Origin of the sequence: Micromonospora craterilacus (assembly GCF_003236315.1) — a bacterium.
GTDB lineage: Bacteria > Actinomycetota > Actinomycetes > Mycobacteriales > Micromonosporaceae > Micromonospora > Micromonospora craterilacus.
Genome location: NZ_POTY01000066.1, coordinates 1 through 15,831, shown reverse-complemented (window position 1 = coordinate 15,831; position 15,831 = coordinate 1). Strand labels below are relative to the sequence as shown.

The window sequence follows — 15,831 nt, the reverse complement described above, 5'->3', positions numbered from 1 at the left end:
CCTCCGACCAGCACCGATCGTCTACCTGCTCATGGCAGGTTGATCGATGATTGCCGATCGAAGTGAGGGTAGTTCGACGCCCGGAGACTGATGAACATGCCGGATCCCCCATAACACGGCGGGATGGCTCCCCTACGGGGGCCGGTTACGGGACGAACGGGGGGTGAGCCCGGATTCGCCGAACCGGATATCGGGCAAGGCTGATGGTATGCAGAGCCACCTCGCCCTCCTGCTCCCGGTCGCCACCGTCTGGTGGGTCGCCGGCTACCTAGCGGACGGGCTGCCCCGGCTGACCCACGCCCGCGGGCTACGCCGGCACACCGGCTGGCTGCTCGCGCTGACCCTGACCGGGCTCGGCCTGACGGTGGCCCTGCCGATCGCCGCTCTCGGCGGGATGCCCCTGGCGGACCGGGCCGCGAACGGACTCATGCTCGCCGCCGCCCCGGCGCTGGTGGTGGCGATCTGCACGGTACGCCGGGTGCGCCGGCTCCGTGCCGGGGCGACCACGTTGGCCGTCGCACCCCGGACCCCGGCCCCGCACGGGTTACGCGCCGCAGCCGCCCACCCGCTGATCGGGCTGCCGTTGCAGGTGACCGGGCTGGCTCTGCTGCCGCCCCTGATCCTGGCCAGCGGGGCCGGTCAGTTCCTCGGGCCCGGGACGACCGGGCCGGCGATCACCGTCGGGGCGCTCGGCGTCGGGGTCATCGGCGTACGCCACGCCCTGCGCCACAACCGGCTCGCCGAGCGGGCCAGGCCGGAGCGGGCGGCGGCGGCCTCAGCGCGCCCGGCCGGAGCCCTGCACGTATAGCAGTTCCAGGATCGCCCGCGTCGCCTCGAACCAACGGTCCAGCCAGCCGGGCGGCGGCACGCTGCCGCGCGGCGGCAGCTCCATCATCAGACCGCGCAGCAGCGGGTGGTCCACGAGCGAACCGCTCTCCTCCATCGACCAGCCGGACGCCGGGAACGACGGCTCGGTGAGCGGGTTCGGATCCAGCGACGGCAGGGTGAGCGGCGGCCCGGCCGGATCGGTCGCTGCCGCGCCGTCCCGCCCGTCCGGCTCGGTGTCCGTCGACACCACCTCGGTCAACACGGTGTCCCGCCGGGCCCCGCGGTACTTACCGCCGAACCGCTCCGGCTTTCCCGGCCCGTTGGTGAGGTTGTCTGACCCGATACTCGTCATCCGTCTCGCCTGCCTCGCTCGGTTACCCGCCCTGCTCGGGGGGATGTCGACCAGCGCGTACCGAGAGGTACAACGAGACGGGCACGATGTGGCGACGGGAGCCGGCGGATCATGCGGGCCGGGGCGCGGCCACCCGCCCGGTTCGCGCTGAACGACACGGGTCTCCGCCCGGCCAGGCCGGACGGAGACCCGTCACCACTATTCCGGGACTCAGCCCCGACCGAACCCGCCGTCCCTGGTGCTGACGACGAAGGCGTGCCAATCACCCGGGGCGAAGACGAGAGCCGGACCGGCCTTGTCCTTCGAGTCCCGAACCCCGACCGCCCCGGTCACGTACGCCACCTCCACGCAGTTGTCACAGTTCGGCCCGCTCTTCGAGCTCTTGAACCAGCTTGCCTGCGTCAAGTCCACGGGGAATCCCTGCGTCGCCAATTCCACAACGGCTCCTCTACCAGTCTCGCGATGTGTGCGATGGACTCCTCCGGACGCATGGCCGCTGCTCGAATGTGATCGAAGATGAAGCTGTACTTCTGTAGTTCGTCGCTCTTCTCCAGGAAGAGCCCACCCGTGGCGTTCTCCGCGTACACGACATCCGGATCACCGGGCTCGGGGAAGCTGAGGATCGTGAAGGTGCCATCCATGCCGGCGTGCGCCCCTACCTCGAACGGCAGGACCTGCAACGTCACGTTCGGCAGCTGGGCCACCTCCACCAACCGTTTGAGCTGGTCACGCATGACCGTGTCCCCGCCCACCGGACGGCTTACCACCGCCTCATCGAGCACCACCCACAGATCGACCGGATCATCCTGGGTCAACAACGACTGACGGCCAAGTCGGACACGCACTCGTTGTCGTACCTGCTCAGGGCTGAAATCGGGCCGGGCAGCGCGGATCATCGCGCTGGCGTACTCCTCGGTTTCCAGCAGCCCCGGCACCACCTGCTGCTCGTACGCCCGGATCGAACTGGCGGCCGCCTCCAGCCCCACATAAGCCCCGACCAGCACCGTGCTGTACGGGTGCCACCAGCCCTTCTGCCGCGCCTCGCGGGCGATCTGCACCAGCTCGTCGCTTTCCGCACCGACCACGCCGTAGATCCGGAGCATGTCCCGCACGTCCCGAGGGGTGGCCGTCGTGTGGCCGGTCTCGATCCGGGAGATCTTGGAAGCCGAGCACTCCAACTGCTCCGCGACGGCCTCGATGGTGATCCCGGCCGTCTCGCGCTGGCGGCGCAGTTCCGCGCCGAGCCGGCGCCGCCGGATGGTCGGGCTGCGCCGCTCACTCACCGGTGTCACCTCTCCGCCTCGACGCGCCGCTGTCGCGCCACCCGCCCTCAGGCGCGACCATCGGGGCGGGCGTTCGCGGCATGGGGTGGAGCCGGTCGTCGGCCGGCCGCGGCGGGCGAAACCGGTCTCAGTGTGCCGTCCGGGTACTGGCACGTTCAAGCGCCGTTTCACGCGAGCCGCTCACGTATCGGCAAAACTCGACGTGCAACTTGCATGAAGCACGCCCCTGATGCACTCTGTCCGTATGACACGGGTCACGCACCGTCTCCACGCCATCTCCCCACGTGATCAACACGGTGGAGGTGAGGGCGGTGAGCGGGCCCGGCCGTCAGTCGCCGGCCCGGCCCCCGGACGCGGGGACCGGTCGCCCACGGCCGACGGCGGTGGCTCCAGCGACACCCCCTGAGCCGACCCAGGTCGAGCGACAGTTCGCCACCAGCGGATCCGGCGCCGACCATGCCAGCTCCACCAACCGGCCCACGAGACACGACCTCGTCGCCGGAGCCGAACATCCCCCCGATCAGCCTCGCCGGCCTTCCCCGCCGGCCAACCCTTTCCAGGAGCCCATGTGCTTCCCCGCTCCGGTGACGTACTGCACGTGACACGCGCGGCGAGTGTCCAGTTCCTCAGACCCATCCTGTTCCGGGTGATCCGGGTGCTCGACCGGCCCACCTACGACGGCTGGCTCTGGCTCGAAGGCTACGAGTTGAACGCGGCGGGGGACGCGGTCAACCGGCGCTCGATCTTCGTCCAACGAGAAGGGCTGCGGCAGGCCCAGGCCGCTCCGCAGCCGCGCCCGCACACCGTACGTTCGGCCCGTCGGCCAACCGCCCGGACCCCGGTCCGAGTCGGCTGACCATTACGAACCACCGCCGGGGGGCATGCCGCCGCCATAGAATCGGTATGCCCACCCCGGCACGTCTCCACCCCGCGCGTCCAGGGCCCCGAACCTGGGATGGCCATGGTCAATCTGTCCGCGCGGCGGCCACACCGGTCCCGTATCGCCTACGCCTTCGGGCTTCTGGCACTGCTCGGTGCCGCCACCACCCTGGTGGTGCTGGTCCGAGATCCCGCCCTGTCGTCCACCCGGCTTGCCGAACCTGTTCCGGCACCGGAGATCACCGTGGTGGAGAGCGACCCGATGGCGCCGGACGACATGCCCGGTGCCTGGAACGGGTACGCCACCGGCGACCAGGCCGGCCGGCCGGCCGGTGACCCGGCCGCGTTGCCCGACGGCGCCGACCCGTCACCCGATCCACCGGACCGTGATCCGGACACCTCCGTCCGGGCCGCCGGTGGGCACACTCCCGAGGAACTCAGTCGCTCACTGTTCTGGTCCGGCGTGTTCGGGCTGGCGATCTCGCTCGCCGGGCTGGGGCTGGTCGGCACCAGACGCCGGATGTGGTGAGCCCACCGCTCACCCGGTGGGGCGCACCACCGCTTACCCGGTGGGGCTCGCGGTGGCGGTGGGCTCGGTGGTCGGCGTACTGGTACTGGTCGGCGCACCCGTCGTCTCTGACGGGCTCGGGCTGGCCGCGGCCACCACCAGCGTGACCTCGTCGCCCGCCCGGACCAGCTGGCCCGCCTCCGGGTCGGTGGCGATGACCGTGCCTGCCGCCTGGTCCGACGGGCGGTAACGGACCTGGTAGCCGAGATCGAGCCGGTCCAGCATCGCCCGGGCCGCCGCCTCGGACAGACCGACCAGTGGCGGCACCGGAAGTTGGGCCGGTGCCGGGCTGGTCGTCGACGATGGCGAGGGCGAACGCGTGGTCGGCGAGGCCGACGCGGTGGTCGGTGGCGCCGACGTCGTCGGCTGCGGCGACGGTGGAGTCGACCCACCCTCGTCCAACGCCTGGCGGGCTAGCCACAGCCCGACACCCAGCAGGGCGAGCAACAGCAACACGACGATGCCCCAGAGGATCGGCAACCACCAGGGCCGACCCGCCGGCTCGTCGGCGTACCACTCATTGCCCGACAGCTCGCGGTCGGCACCCGGCCGGACCGACGGCACCTCCGCACGCCCCGACCACGCCGCCGGCCCGGATCGCTGCGCCGGCGGCGACGGCGCCGTCGCGCCCGCCGGCGCCTCCTCCGGCGTACGCCCGAGCGGCGCGGTCTCGTCGGGCGAACGCCCAAGCCGCGCGGTCTCATCGGGGGTACGCCCCAGCGGCGCGGTTTCGTCAGGATTCCCGCTGGCCGGCGACAGCGGACGAGTCGCGTCGTCCGGCGGCTCCTGGCGGTCGTCGCTCATGCCGGCACTCCGCGTCGCTGCGTGCCGACATGAGGCACAAGCGCACTGAGCCCGACGATTCGCTCGCTCCGCTCGCTCATGCCACGTCCTCTCCGGAGCCGGGCGGGCGCAGGGCCCTCGACGGTCAACCTAACGGTTTCCCAGGCCATCGGCCGGCATCAGCGTGTCGGGTGCGCGTCACTGAGGCGAAGCGCTCTCGTCCCCGCTCGACGCGGTGCCGCATGAGATCGAGACGATGTCGTTCCACTTGCGGACCGCGCCGCCCTCGGGCTCCTGGGCGGTGACCGTTCCGGAGCGTCCGGTCGGGTAGCGGGGCGAGAACCCGTCGTCGACGAGTTCGGCCCCCGCGTCGCGGCACTTCATCCCGAGCAGGTCCGGCACCGAGTTCGGCGGCGCGGAGCCAGTCACCGTGACCACGACGGTGACGCCGCGCTGCACCGGCGTACCGGCCGTCGGGTTGGTGCTCAGCACGCTGGAGCTGTTCCCGTTACCGAAGACGAACTGCCAGCCCAGCCCCAGACCGCGCAGCTCGTGCCGGGCTTCCTCGAAGTTCATGCCCACCAGGTCCGGAACGGTCAGCCCGGTGGGCCGGGTCGGTGCGGTGCTGCTGGGTGCCGCAGTGGTCGGCGTCGGCCGTCCGCGCGGTGGCGGAGTGGTCTGGGCGCTGGGACTGCGGCTGTCGGCCGCCTCGACGGGCGCCGTCACCGGCGACTTCTCGTCCCCGGCCAGCACCCAGCCGCCCGCCGACCCGATGACCGCGAGCAGGGCGGCCGCGATGCCGCCGCCGACCATCAGCGTTACCCGGTCCGGTCCGGTGCCGTCGCGCCCCGTCTCCCGATCCGTGGTTCCGTCCGTCATACCGCCCACCGCCCTATCACCGGCGACCGTACCCGTCGGCGCCAAGCACTGTCCGTCACCGTTCACCGCCCGGTACCGCGCACGACTCGCCGCACCGACCACAGGACGTTACGCTGCCCGGCATGGCCAGACAGGGCTGGGGAGGATCGATCGCCACCGCGGCCGGCGTGGCAGCCGGCGCCGGGGCCGCTCAACTGGGTTTCGGGTACGGCCTGGGCATTCTCAACTGGGCACCGGCCGAGACGACCGCCGGCACGGCGGCCTGGGTGGCCAGCCTGATCTGGGCCACCTGGATCGCCGCCACCTCGACCATTTTCGGCGCGGTCTGCGCGCAGCGGCTGCACGACCGCCGCTTTGCCGTGTCCCGACCGGACGCCGGACCCGACGGCACCGCCGTCCCGTCGGCCGACCGGGCGGTCGACCCGAGCCCGGCCGCCGGGACCCGCCGGGACGGCAACACCGGCGGCGGGTGGTGGATCGCGCTTGCCGGTGCCGCCGGGATGGGCGCACTGATCACAGTGCTGCTGGTCGCGGTACCGGCGCGGGTCGCGGTGGTGCCGGACACGCCGTCACCTCGGGACATGGCCGCCGGGTACGCGGCGGTCGGCGTGCTCGTCGGAGCGCTGGTGGCGCTCTGGGCGCTGCGCTGCCGGGCGGCGGCCACCAACGTCATCGCCACCGCCGGCTGGTTGTGGCTGCTCGCGGTCGTCGCCGTGGTCGACTCGGTGCTCGCCGGCCGCGGGCTGACCACCGCGCAGTTGGGCATCTGGCAGCTCAGCTCGGGCAGCGACCAGTTCTGGATCCGGGACTACTTCTACTGGCCGGGTGCCGTCCTCTCGCTCGGCTCGGCGCTGCTGATCGGTACGCTGGCCGCCCGACGCGGCGTCCGCGAGGCCGGCCGGCGGGTCGGTGCCACCGCCTCAGGTGCCGCCGGGCCGCTGCTGGTGGCGGTCGCGTACTTCCTGGCCGTGCCGAGGCTGACCGCGATCAGCCCGGAGCAGGTGTCGGCCCACCTCATCGCCCCGTACGCGGTGATCGTCGGAATCGGCGGATCCGTCCTGGTCGCGGCGCTCGCCCAGCGGGCGGCTCGACGCGAGCAGAGCCGCCCGACCACCGACGGCGGAGCCACGGCGAGGGTGCCCCGACAGCGGGTCGGGGACGACGACAAGCTGGCCACCGATCCGGGCCCGAAGGCGGCCGGCGAGCCGGTGCCCGCCGGCGCCACCACCGGAACCCGCGCCGCGACCGGCACCACCGCTCGTCGGCGCGCGTCCTCCTCGACGCCCACCGACGTGACAGCGCCCGCCGCGCCGGCGACCCCGACCACCTCCCCGGCCGTGACCGCCGGGGAATCGGCGGCGGCAACGGCGTCGCCGGCCGGTAAAGCAGCAACGGCCGAACCGAGCGCAGCCGCGAAGGCGGCAAAGTCGCCCGATGCCGACTTGGCGCCGGACCCCACCGGACGCCGGGCCCGACCGCCGCGCCGGCCCCGCTGAAAAGCTGTCAGTCGATCGGCCAGGTGTGCACCGGCTCGTTGGTTCCCTGCAGCTCGGCGTACCGCTGCAGCATGTAGTGCAGCGCGGCGCGGCGGTCCAGGCTCCGGTGCCGCTCGGCGGCCCAGACCGTGGCGGTCTGCCAGACCGCTCCGTTGCGGCCGATCCGGCAGCGCTGCTCGATGATGCCGAGCAGCCGGTCGCGCTCGGCCGGGGATACGCCGAAACCGTCGAGCCCGGCTGCGGCGATCGGCAGCAGCACGTCGAGCACCAACGTGGTCACCGGCACCTCGCCCAGCCGCGGCCAGTGCAGGACGGCGTCCATGCCGCGTCGGGCCGCGGCGTGGAAGTTCTCCTCGGCGGAGCTGAAGGTGAGCTGGCTCCAGATGGGGCGGTCGGCCTCGGCCAGGCCGCGGGCCAGCCCGAAGTAGAAGGCGGCGTTGGCCAGCATGTCGACCACGGTCGGCCCGGCCGGTAGCACCCGGTTCTCCACCCGCAGGTGCGGGCGGCCGTCCATGATGTCGTACACCGGCCGGTTCCACCGGTAGACGGTGCCGTTGTGCAGCCGCAACTCGGCCAGTTCGGGTACGCCGCCGGCGTGCAGGACCTCCACCGGGTCCTCGCTCTCGCAGATCGGCAGCAACGGCGGGAAGTAGCGGACGTTCTCCTCGAACAGGTCGAAGATCGAGGTGATCCACCGTTCCCCGAACCAGACCCGGGGGCGTACGCCCTGGGCTTTCAGCTCGTCCGGCCGGGTGTCGGTGGCCTGCTCGAACAGGGCGATCCGGGTCTCCGCCCAGAGTTGGCGGCCGTACAGGAAGGGCGAGTTGGCACCCACCGCCACCTGCGCCGCGGCGATCGCCTGTGAGGCGTTCCAGTAGTCGGCGAAGCTGTCCGGTGCGACCTGGAGGTGGAACTGGAGGCTGGTGCAGGCGGCCTCTGGGGCGATCGAGTCGGTGTACGTACGCAGTCGCTCGACGCCCCGGATGTCGAGTTCGATGTCCTCGCCCCGGGCGCCGACGATCTGGTCGTTGAGTACCCGGTACCGCTCGTTGGTGGAGAGATTGTCCGCCACCAGGTGGCGCTCGTTCAGCGTGGGCAGGATGCCGACCAGGACGATCCGGGTGTCCGACCGTGCCGCCCACTCGTTCGCCCTGCTCAGGCTGCCGCTCAGGTCACGCTCGTAGTCGGCGAACCCGCCGCCGGAGATCAGGCGCGGGTTGGCGTTCAGCTCCAGATTGAACTGTCCCAGCTCGGTCTGGAACAGGGGATCGGCGATGGCGGCGAGGATCTCCTCGTTCCGCATCGCCGGCTCGGCCGCCGGATCCATCAGGTTGAGCTCTATCTCCAGCCCGGTCATCGGCCGGTCGGCGTCGAACCCGAAATCGTCCAGCATCAGCGCGAAGACGTCGAGGCAGCGGCGGACCTTCTGCCGGTACCGGACCCGGTCCTCCCGGGAGAAGGCGGTTCGATCGACGTCCCTGCCCATGAATCCTCCCGGCGCGCGACGCGACGGAACGATGCCGTTCCGCAGCGCATTGTGAACCATACTCGGTAAGAGCGCCGAGCCGGTCGGGCCGAAGATCGGTCCATTGCCGCAGTTCACCCGGCCGGCAGGGCGGGCCGACCGGGCACCGGCCTGGCCAAACGCTCCTACCGGGATCTCTACCCAGCCGGGCCAGCCGGCCCCCAGCTCAACCGGCGAACAACTTGTGACAATTCGCACCACGGCCCGCTTGGAGACAGCCGAAAGGCCCGCGCGGTGCGGGCGCGGGCCTTTCGGGATGTACGGAGATCAGGACTGGCGGATGGCCTCGCCCTCGATCTCGATCTTGATCTTCTTGCCGACCAGCACGCCGCCGGACTCCAGGGCGACGTTCCAGGTCAGACCGAAGTCCTCCCGGTCGATCTCGGCGGTCGCCGAGAAGCCGAAGATGTCCTGGCCGAAGGGGCTGCGGCCGACGCCTTCGAACTCGACCTTCAGCTCGACCGGACGAGTCACGTCCTTGATGGTCAGCTCGCCGGTGAGGACGAACTCGCTGCCCTCCTGGGACTTCACGCCGGTGCTGCGGTACTCCAGGGTGGGGTACTTCTCGGCGTCGAGGAAGTCACCGCTGCGCAGGTGACCATCCCGGTCGCCCTGGGCGGTGTTGATGCTGGCGGCCTGGATGGTGGCGGAGACCGAGGACTCGAGCGGCTCCTCGGCGATGGTGATGGTCGCGCTGGCGTCGGCGAACTCACCGCGAACCTTGCTTACCATCATGTGGCGGGCCACGAAGCCCACCCGCTTGTGCGCCGCATCCAGCAGGTAGGTGCCGGCCGCCGGGATGGTGAGGCCGTTCCACTCGCGGGTAACCGACTCGGTGCTGCTGGTCATGAGAAACTGCCCTCCGGGAGATTGTTTAGTAGCCCAACGGCTGCGTCAGCAACTATAGCCTCGGCAATATTCCCCGTGTCAAGGATTGGTAGGATGGGCTGGTGAACCCGAACGTGTTCGACGACCCTCGGATCACCGCCGTCGGCCTGCTCTTCGAGGTGCACGCCGGGCTGTCCGCCCGGTTCGCCACCCAACTGGAGGAACACGGACTGTCGCCGGTCGAGTTCGAGGTGCTCACCCGACTCAGCCGATCACCCGGCAACCAGCTGCGGATGACCGACCTCGCCGCGCAGACGTCGCTGTCCACCAGCGGTGTCACCCGGGTAGTGGACCGAATGGAACGCGACGGACTGGTCGCCCGGCGGGCCTGCCCCTCCGACCGACGCAGCTCGTACGCGGTCGTGACGGCCGCCGGCCTGCGCCGGCTCGACGAGAGCCTGCCCGGCCATCTTCAGCTCATCCAGGACTGGTTCACCGGCCAACTCGATCCGGCCGCGCTGAGCGCGCTGCTCGACGGCCTGCGTCGGGTGCGCGACGCCGTGCACCCGTGCGCCACCGCTGGCAGCGGAGGGTCCGCCCCGGCCGAGGGCGCGGCCGCTTCCGCCCGGTGTTGACATCTCTGACAGTTTGCCGACACTTCCGCACCCCGGTGCCGGTTTGCGCCCGCCGCGACCCGTCCGGGACCTTCGGTGTTCGGGTCACCAGCCGAGGGTGACGCCACCGGCAGAAAGACCGGCAGAACCAATTGACCAATGGGCGATAGCTCACCAAACCCGACAGATGGCCCCGCGGCGTCTCGCTAGTCTCGCTGCAGCGGGGGCGCGGTGGGGGGCACCGGCGCGGGCGATGAGCGAGGGGTTGCAACAGGGGGCTTCCTCGCCCGCGCCACCCCCGCTCCCGCCGCCGGTCGGCCGGGCCTCTCGCCCGGCCGACCGCGCCCGGCTCCAGCGTCCGCGGGCGGCCTGCTCCGCGCCACGGACAGCACGTACAGCAGCTCCTCTTCCTGCGGCAACAGCCGGATACCGGCGTCCCGGCAGGCCAGATCCAGCCGGTTGAGCACGGCCGGGTCGGAGGTGCTCGCGGCCAGGCCCACCAGCGCCTCCACCACCGTGCGCCGGTCCCGGTCCTCCCCATCCATCTCGGCCACGGCGGCGAACCACTCCGCCGCGACCTCCCGGTCGCCCCGGTGCCGGGCCAGGTGCCCCTCGATGAGCGCCCCGGTCCCGTCGAGCGGGCGCAACTCGACAAGTACCTCTGCGGCCTCGGCCACCCGGCCGTCCTGTGCGAGCGCCAACCCCAACGTGCCGAGTACCCGTCGTCGGTGTCGCGGGGCGCCCAGGTCGGCGAGCGCCGCCAGGACCCGCCGGGCCTCGTCCGCCGCGTCGGCGTACCGGCCCTCCAGGCGGAACACCTCCGCGACCGTGCCCCGCGCCAGCACCCGGAGGCGCTGCTCCCCGCACTGTCCGCCGAGCCGGTCCACCGTGGCCAGCCGGCGCCGGGCGGCGGTCAGGTCACCCGCCCGGATCTCGTGCCACGCCAGGTGATGCTGCGCGACCGCCATCTGGCGGACCAGGCCGCCGTTGGTGGCCACCGCCAGCACCGCCTCCGCCTGCTCCCGCGCCTGGCGCGGCTGGCCCGTCGCGGCCAGCAGGGCTCCCAGCACGGTTCGTGCCTCCAGCTCGCCCGGGACGTCCCCGAGCCGCCGGAACGCCTCCAGCGCGGCGCGGGCCGTCGGCACCTCCGCATCGGCCGCGCCGTGCTCACCGGCGAGCGACGCGACGCCGAGCGACGCCCACGCCCGCAGCGCCGGATCGGCATCGGCGGTACGCGGGTCGGCGAGCAACCGCAGCAGCCACTGCCGGCCCGGCACGTCACGCCCACGCAGCCGCCACCACCAGGGCAGGCCGGCCGCCAGCCGCAACGCGGTCAGCGGGTCGTCGACCGCCGCGTACGCCAGCGCGGAGCTGATGTCGCCGGTGACCTCGTCGAGGCGGTGCGCGGCAGCGGTGGCACCGGCACCGGTCAACCCCGGCGCGGTCCGCTCCACCAGCCGGGTGACCACCCGGGCGTGCCGGCGGCGGATCACGGTCGACTCGCCGGCAGCGGAGGCCTGCTCGACGGCGTAGTCCCGAACCGCGTCGACCAGCCGGAAGCGGAACGGCCCGGCGCCGCGTACGCTCAGCAGCCCCAGGTCAAGAAACCGGTTCAGCAGCGGTACGGGATCGGCGGTGACGGCCGTGCCGGCCAGCATCTCCTCGGCCAGCTCGACGGACCACCGGTTGCCGAACGCGGCGAGCCGGCGCAGCGCCGCCCGCTCCTCGACGGCGAGCAGCCGGTAGCTGGTCGCCACGGCGTCCCGCAGCGTCTCCGCCACCGCCGTGCGGGCGTCGTCGCCCCGCGACTGGCCTGCCTCCCAGCCGCTGCGGGCCGCGACCGAGGTGTCCAGGTCCAGCACCCGGTCGCCGTACCGGTCGAGCAGCTCGGTGAGATCGAGCAGCCGGCCACGCGCCGCCATCAGCTCGATGGCCAGTGGCAGCCCGCCCAGCCGCCGCACCAGCGCGGCCAGCGCCGGCAGTTCGGCGTCCGACGGCGGCTCCCGCCGGACCTGGGCCAGCCGCGCGGTGAACAACTCCACCGCCGGATAGCCGGCGAGCGTCGCCGGATCGGTGTCGCCCGGCGGTGGCACGTCCAGCGGCGACACCGGGCGGACCCACTCGCCCGGCAGTCCCACCGGGTGTCGGCCGGTGACCAGCACCCGCAGCGACGGCACCGCACCGACGAGCCGCTGCAACGTCCCAGCGACCGGGTCGGGCGCCCGTTCGGCGGCGTCCACCAGCAGCAGCGCCCGGCGGTCGCCGAGGCGGGCGGCCAGCTCCGTCACCCGCGCCGCGCCGAAGACCGTCACCGAGGCGGCGAGCACGTCGGCCGCGTCCGACCCGGCACCGACCAGGACTCCGGCGGCGCCGCCGGGGTGGGTGGCGGCGACCGCGTGGACCGCCGCCAACGCCAGTGCCGTCTTACCTACGCCGGCCAGCCCGACCAGGCTCACCACCCGGGGGCCGCGCAGGTCGGTCAACATCGTGGCCAGCTCGGTCATGTCCCGCTCACGGCCGATCAGATCCGGCGGTGGTGGCAGGTCCAGCCGGGTACCCGGCTCGGGCTGTGGTGCCGCGGCGCCCGCTCCCCGCGCGGCGGCCAGAAACGCCGCCCGGACCGCACCGGTCAGTTCCAGCGCCCCGGCGAGCAGCTCGACGGTGGTGCGCTGCGGCCGTGAGGCGCGTCCCCGTTCCAGGTCACGAACCGTCCGTACGCCGACGCCGGCACGGGCTGCCAGGTCGGCCTGGGTGAGGCCGGCGGCCCGGCGGTGTGCCCGCAGCACCTCCGGGAGGCCGGCATGTGCGGGCGGCCCGGACGAACGATCATGACCCAAAGTCATGGCCCGGGACATTACGGGCCAGGCCCGACACCGGACACCTGAGCGTCAGCCACCCGACCGGTCGATGCCGAAACCCGACAGCGGCCGACCAGTGACCGGCACCTGCGCGAGCGTCCTCACATCCCCAGGTCGCGGGCGATGATCATGCGCTGCACCTCGGAGGTGCCCTCGCCGATCTCCAGGATCTTGGAGTCCCGCCAGAACCGGGCCACCGGATACTCGTTCATGAAGCCGTACCCGCCGTGGATCTGGGTCGCCTCCCGGGCGTTGTCCACCGCGATCGTGCTGGCGTGCAGCTTGGCGATCGCCGCCTGCCGCTTGAACGGCTCGCCGGCCAGCATCCGGGCCGCGGCGTCGTAGTACGCCAGCCGGGCGGTGTACGCCTTCAGCTCCATGTCGGCGATCTTGAACTGGATCGCCTGGTAGTTACCGATCGGCTGGCCGAAGGCGTGACGCTCCTTCGCGTACTTGACCGACTCGTCGACGCAGCCCTGGGCGAGGCCGACGGCCAGCGCGGCGATGGCGATCCGACCCTCGTCGAGAATGCGCAGGAACTGGGCGAAGCCGCGGCCGCGCTCGCCGAGCAGGTTCTCCGCCGGCACCCGGCAGTCGTCGAAGTTCAGCTCGTGGGTGTCCGAGGCGGTCCAGCCGACCTTCGAGTAGCCGGGCGCGACGGTGAAGCCGGGGGTACCGCTCGGCACGATGATCGTGGACAGCTCCTTCGAGCCGTCCGGCCGGATGCCGGTGACGGCGGTGACGGTGACCAGGGCGGTGATGTCAGTGCCCGAGTTCGTGATGAACGCCTTCGAGCCGTTGATCACCCACTCGCCCGCCGCCTCGTCCAGCACGGCCCGGGTCTCGGTGCCGCCGGCGTCCGAGCCGAAGCCGGGCTCGGTCAGGCCGAACCCGGCCAGCGCCTCGCCGCTGAGCAGCTTCGGCAGCCACCGGGCCTTCTGCTCGTCCGTGCCGAACCGGTAGATCGGCATCGCACCGAGCGAAACCGCTGCCTCCAGGGTGATCGCCACGCTGGAGTCGACCCGGGCCAGCTCCTCCAGGGCCAGGCAGAGGGCGAAGTAGTCGCCGCCCATGCCGCCGTACTCCTCAGCGAAGGGCAGGCCGAACAGGCCCATCTTGCCCATCTGCCGGATGATCTCGTACGGGAAGGTGTGCTGCTCGTAGTGCTCGGCGATGACCGGCGCGACCACCTCGCGGGCGAAGTCCCGCACGCTGTCACGCAGCGCCTCGTGCTCCTCGGTGAGCCGGAAGTCCATCGGGTTCCTCCTGTGTGGACGGGGCCGCCGGGCGCTCGTGACGCCGGGACGGTGCTGGTGCTGGCTGGTGCGGGTCGACGGCTCGGGCGGGGTGTGTCCTCGCCGGGTCGACGGCTCAGACGGGGGTGACGCCGTGCCGACGACGGGAGAAGTGCCGCTCCTTGCTGCGGGCGGCGGCGAACCGGCGGACCAGCTCGGCGCGCAGCTCGTGCGGTTCGACGATCGTGTCGACCACCAGTTCACTGGCCAGCCGGACGATGTCGATGTCCCGCTCGTACTCCTCGCGCTTGGCGGCGACGAAGGCGGCACGCTCGGCCTCGTCCTCGATCGCGGCGATCTTGTTGGCGTACACCGCGTTGACCGCGGCCTCCGCACCCATCACCGCGATCTTCGCGGTGGGCAGGGCGATGGTGGCGTCCGGCTCGAAGCCCGGTCCGGCCATGGCGTAGAGACCCGCGCCGTACGCCTTGCGAACCACCACGCAGATCTTGGGTACGGTCGCCTCGGAGATCGCGGTGATCATCTTTGCCCCGTGCCGGATGATGCCCTGCTTCTCCACCGCGCTGCCGACCATGAACCCGGGCACGTCGCTCAGGAACAGCAGCGGCACGTTGAACGCGTCGCAGAGCTGCACGAACCGGGTCGCCTTGTCGGCCGAGTCGACGAAGAGCACGCCGCCCTTGAACATCGAGTTGTTGCCGACCACACCGACGACCTCGCCGTTCAGCCGACCGAACCCGATGGTCAGCTCCTTGGCCCAGAGCGCCTGGATCTCGAAGAAGGAGTCCTCGTCGAGCAGGCCCTTGACGTACCGCCGCATGTCGAACGCCTGCCGCTCGCTGGCCGGCACCAGCGCGGCCAGGTCCGCCTTGGCGGACGCCTCGACCGGCTCGGCCGTCGGCGGCTGCTGGGTCCAGTTCGCCGGCAGGTACGACAGGTAGCGCTTCACCACGTCGAGCGCCTCGGCCTCGGACTTGCACAGGAAGTGCCCCACGCCGGACTCGGCGCAGTGCACCTTCGCGCCGCCCATCGCTTCGAGGGTGGTCTTCTCGCCGGTGACCATCTCGACCATCCGGTCGGAGCCGAGGTACATGCTGGCGTTGCCCTCGACCATCGCGACCACGTCGCAGAACGCCGGGATGTACGCGCCGCCGGCCGCGCTCGGCCCGAACAGCGCGCAGACCTGCGGGATCGAACCGGAGGCGCGGACCTGGTTCCAGAAGATCTTTCCGGCGCCGCGTCGCCCCGGGAACAGCTCGACCTGGTCGGTGATCCGGGCGCCGGCGGAGTCGACCAGGTAGACCATCGGCACACCGGTGTCGTACGCCCGCTCGATGATCCGGATGATCTTCTCGACGGTACGCGCGCCCCAGCTGCCGGCCTTGACCGTGGAGTCGTTGGCCATCAGGCAGACCTGCCGCCCGTCGATGGTGGCGGTGCCGGTGACCACGCCATCGGCGGGCAGCCCCTCGGCCAGCGCGTTCGCGTAGAGCCCGTCCTCGACGAACGACGCCTCATCGACCAGCAGGGCAACCCGCTCCCGGGCGAACAACTTGCCCTTGGCCGCGTTCGCCGCGTGGTACTTCTCCGCACCACCCGCACGAACCCGCTTGCCCAACTGCTCCAGCGCCCCACCATCAACCGTCACGCCGGCTCCCCACAACCCCGACCCACCTGAACGA

At 72.0% G+C, this 15,831-nt stretch carries 14 protein-coding genes and 1 pseudogene; 5 read left to right on the top strand and 10 right to left on the bottom strand.

Going from position 1 to position 15,831, the window contains the following annotated elements:
* The first annotated feature begins 208 nt into the window (after positions 1–208).
* The gene (locus C1I95_RS12980) at positions 209–808 is read left to right on the top strand and encodes a hypothetical protein (RefSeq protein WP_111214063.1); all 600 of its coding nucleotides are present in this window, start codon (positions 209–211) and stop codon (positions 806–808) included.
* Here the strand turns inward: C1I95_RS12980 and C1I95_RS12975 are convergent.
* The 3 genes from C1I95_RS12975 to C1I95_RS12965 all read right to left on the bottom strand — a co-directional run bounded on the left by C1I95_RS12975 (position 776) and on the right by C1I95_RS12965 (position 2,463).
* A complete protein-coding gene (locus C1I95_RS12975; protein WP_111214062.1) occupies positions 776–1,180 on the bottom strand; it encodes a hypothetical protein in 405 nt (134 codons plus the stop codon). The two genes, C1I95_RS12980 and C1I95_RS12975, sit on opposite strands and share 33 nt — an antisense overlap.
* 210 nt (positions 1,181–1,390) lie before the next feature.
* Positions 1,391–1,612, bottom strand: a complete 222-nt coding sequence (locus C1I95_RS12970) for a DUF397 domain-containing protein (protein ID WP_111214074.1) — start codon at positions 1,610–1,612, stop codon at positions 1,391–1,393.
* Positions 1,582–2,463 (bottom strand): helix-turn-helix domain-containing protein, encoded by an 882-nt coding sequence (locus tag C1I95_RS12965; protein WP_111214061.1) that lies wholly within the window; start codon positions 2,461–2,463, stop codon positions 1,582–1,584. Before C1I95_RS12965 ends, C1I95_RS12970 begins: the two co-directional genes overlap by 31 nt.
* A gap of 568 nt (positions 2,464–3,031) precedes the next feature.
* Here C1I95_RS12965 and C1I95_RS12960 point away from each other — a divergent pair.
* Complete coding sequence (locus tag C1I95_RS12960; protein ID WP_111214060.1) at positions 3,032–3,319, top strand: hypothetical protein; 288 nt, start codon at positions 3,032–3,034, stop codon at positions 3,317–3,319.
* A 99-nt stretch (positions 3,320–3,418) separates the two neighbouring features.
* Positions 3,419–3,871, top strand: coding sequence for a hypothetical protein (locus C1I95_RS12955; RefSeq protein ID WP_111214059.1), 453 nt, complete (start codon positions 3,419–3,421; stop codon positions 3,869–3,871).
* Positions 3,872–3,904: 33 nt separating this feature from the next.
* Here C1I95_RS12955 and C1I95_RS12950 read toward each other — a convergent pair whose 3' ends face one another.
* Both C1I95_RS12950 and C1I95_RS12945 read right to left on the bottom strand, forming a co-directional pair.
* On the bottom strand, positions 3,905–4,714 hold the full coding sequence (locus C1I95_RS12950; RefSeq protein WP_111214058.1) for a PASTA domain-containing protein: 810 nt from the start codon (positions 4,712–4,714) through the stop codon (positions 3,905–3,907).
* Between the two features lie 177 nt (positions 4,715–4,891).
* Positions 4,892–5,572: a PASTA domain-containing protein gene (locus C1I95_RS12945; RefSeq protein WP_111214057.1), complete on the bottom strand. Its 681-nt coding sequence runs from the start codon at positions 5,570–5,572 to the stop codon at positions 4,892–4,894.
* Between the two features lie 122 nt (positions 5,573–5,694).
* Between C1I95_RS12945 and C1I95_RS12940 the strand changes: the two genes are divergently transcribed.
* Positions 5,695–7,068, top strand: coding sequence for a hypothetical protein (locus tag C1I95_RS12940; RefSeq protein WP_199523729.1), 1,374 nt, complete (start codon positions 5,695–5,697; stop codon positions 7,066–7,068).
* A 7-nt stretch (positions 7,069–7,075) separates the two neighbouring features.
* On the opposite strand, the gene C1I95_RS12935 is transcribed toward C1I95_RS12940, so the two are convergent.
* A complete protein-coding gene (locus C1I95_RS12935; protein WP_111214056.1) occupies positions 7,076–8,554 on the bottom strand; it encodes a glutamate-cysteine ligase family protein in 1,479 nt (492 codons plus the stop codon).
* A gap of 306 nt (positions 8,555–8,860) precedes the next feature.
* The gene (locus C1I95_RS12930; RefSeq protein ID WP_111214055.1) at positions 8,861–9,442 is read right to left on the bottom strand and encodes a YceI family protein; all 582 of its coding nucleotides are present in this window, start codon (positions 9,440–9,442) and stop codon (positions 8,861–8,863) included.
* Between the two features lie 101 nt (positions 9,443–9,543).
* Here C1I95_RS12930 and C1I95_RS12925 point away from each other — a divergent pair, with 101 nt between their 5' ends.
* On the top strand, positions 9,544–10,056 hold the full coding sequence (locus C1I95_RS12925; RefSeq protein WP_111214054.1) for a MarR family winged helix-turn-helix transcriptional regulator: 513 nt from the start codon (positions 9,544–9,546) through the stop codon (positions 10,054–10,056).
* 374 nt (positions 10,057–10,430) lie between these two features.
* Here the strand turns inward: C1I95_RS12925 and C1I95_RS12920 are convergent.
* The 3 genes and pseudogenes from C1I95_RS12920 to C1I95_RS12910 all read right to left on the bottom strand — a co-directional run.
* A pseudogene (locus C1I95_RS12920) lies at positions 10,431–12,878 on the bottom strand (ATP-binding protein); the annotation flags it as partial.
* A gap of 116 nt (positions 12,879–12,994) precedes the next feature.
* Positions 12,995–14,149, bottom strand: coding sequence for an acyl-CoA dehydrogenase family protein (locus tag C1I95_RS12915; protein ID WP_111214053.1), 1,155 nt, complete (start codon positions 14,147–14,149; stop codon positions 12,995–12,997).
* Positions 14,150–14,264: 115 nt separating this feature from the next.
* A complete protein-coding gene (locus tag C1I95_RS12910; protein WP_111214052.1) occupies positions 14,265–15,797 on the bottom strand; it encodes an acyl-CoA carboxylase subunit beta in 1,533 nt (510 codons plus the stop codon).
* Positions 15,798–15,831: the final 34 nt, after the last annotated feature.

Bases quoted from the DNA above. Each gene is read 5' to 3' on its own strand.
- C1I95_RS12935 (WP_111214056.1), bottom strand. From the start codon at position 8,554: ATGGGCAGGGACGTCGATCGAACCGCCTTCTCCCGGGAGGACCGGGTC.
- C1I95_RS12980 (WP_111214063.1), top strand. From the start codon at position 209: ATGCAGAGCCACCTCGCCCTCCTGCTCCCGGTCGCCACCGTCTGGTGG.
- C1I95_RS12930 (WP_111214055.1), bottom strand. From the start codon at position 9,442: ATGACCAGCAGCACCGAGTCGGTTACCCGCGAGTGGAACGGCCTCACC.
- C1I95_RS12950 (WP_111214058.1), bottom strand. From the start codon at position 4,714: ATGAGCGACGACCGCCAGGAGCCGCCGGACGACGCGACTCGTCCGCTG.
- C1I95_RS12955 (WP_111214059.1), top strand. From the start codon at position 3,419: ATGGCCATGGTCAATCTGTCCGCGCGGCGGCCACACCGGTCCCGTATC.
- C1I95_RS12945 (WP_111214057.1), bottom strand. From the start codon at position 5,572: ATGACGGACGGAACCACGGATCGGGAGACGGGGCGCGACGGCACCGGA.
- C1I95_RS12915 (WP_111214053.1), bottom strand. From the start codon at position 14,149: ATGGACTTCCGGCTCACCGAGGAGCACGAGGCGCTGCGTGACAGCGTG.
- C1I95_RS12975 (WP_111214062.1), bottom strand. From the start codon at position 1,180: ATGACGAGTATCGGGTCAGACAACCTCACCAACGGGCCGGGAAAGCCG.
- C1I95_RS12940 (WP_199523729.1), top strand. From the start codon at position 5,695: ATGGCCAGACAGGGCTGGGGAGGATCGATCGCCACCGCGGCCGGCGTG.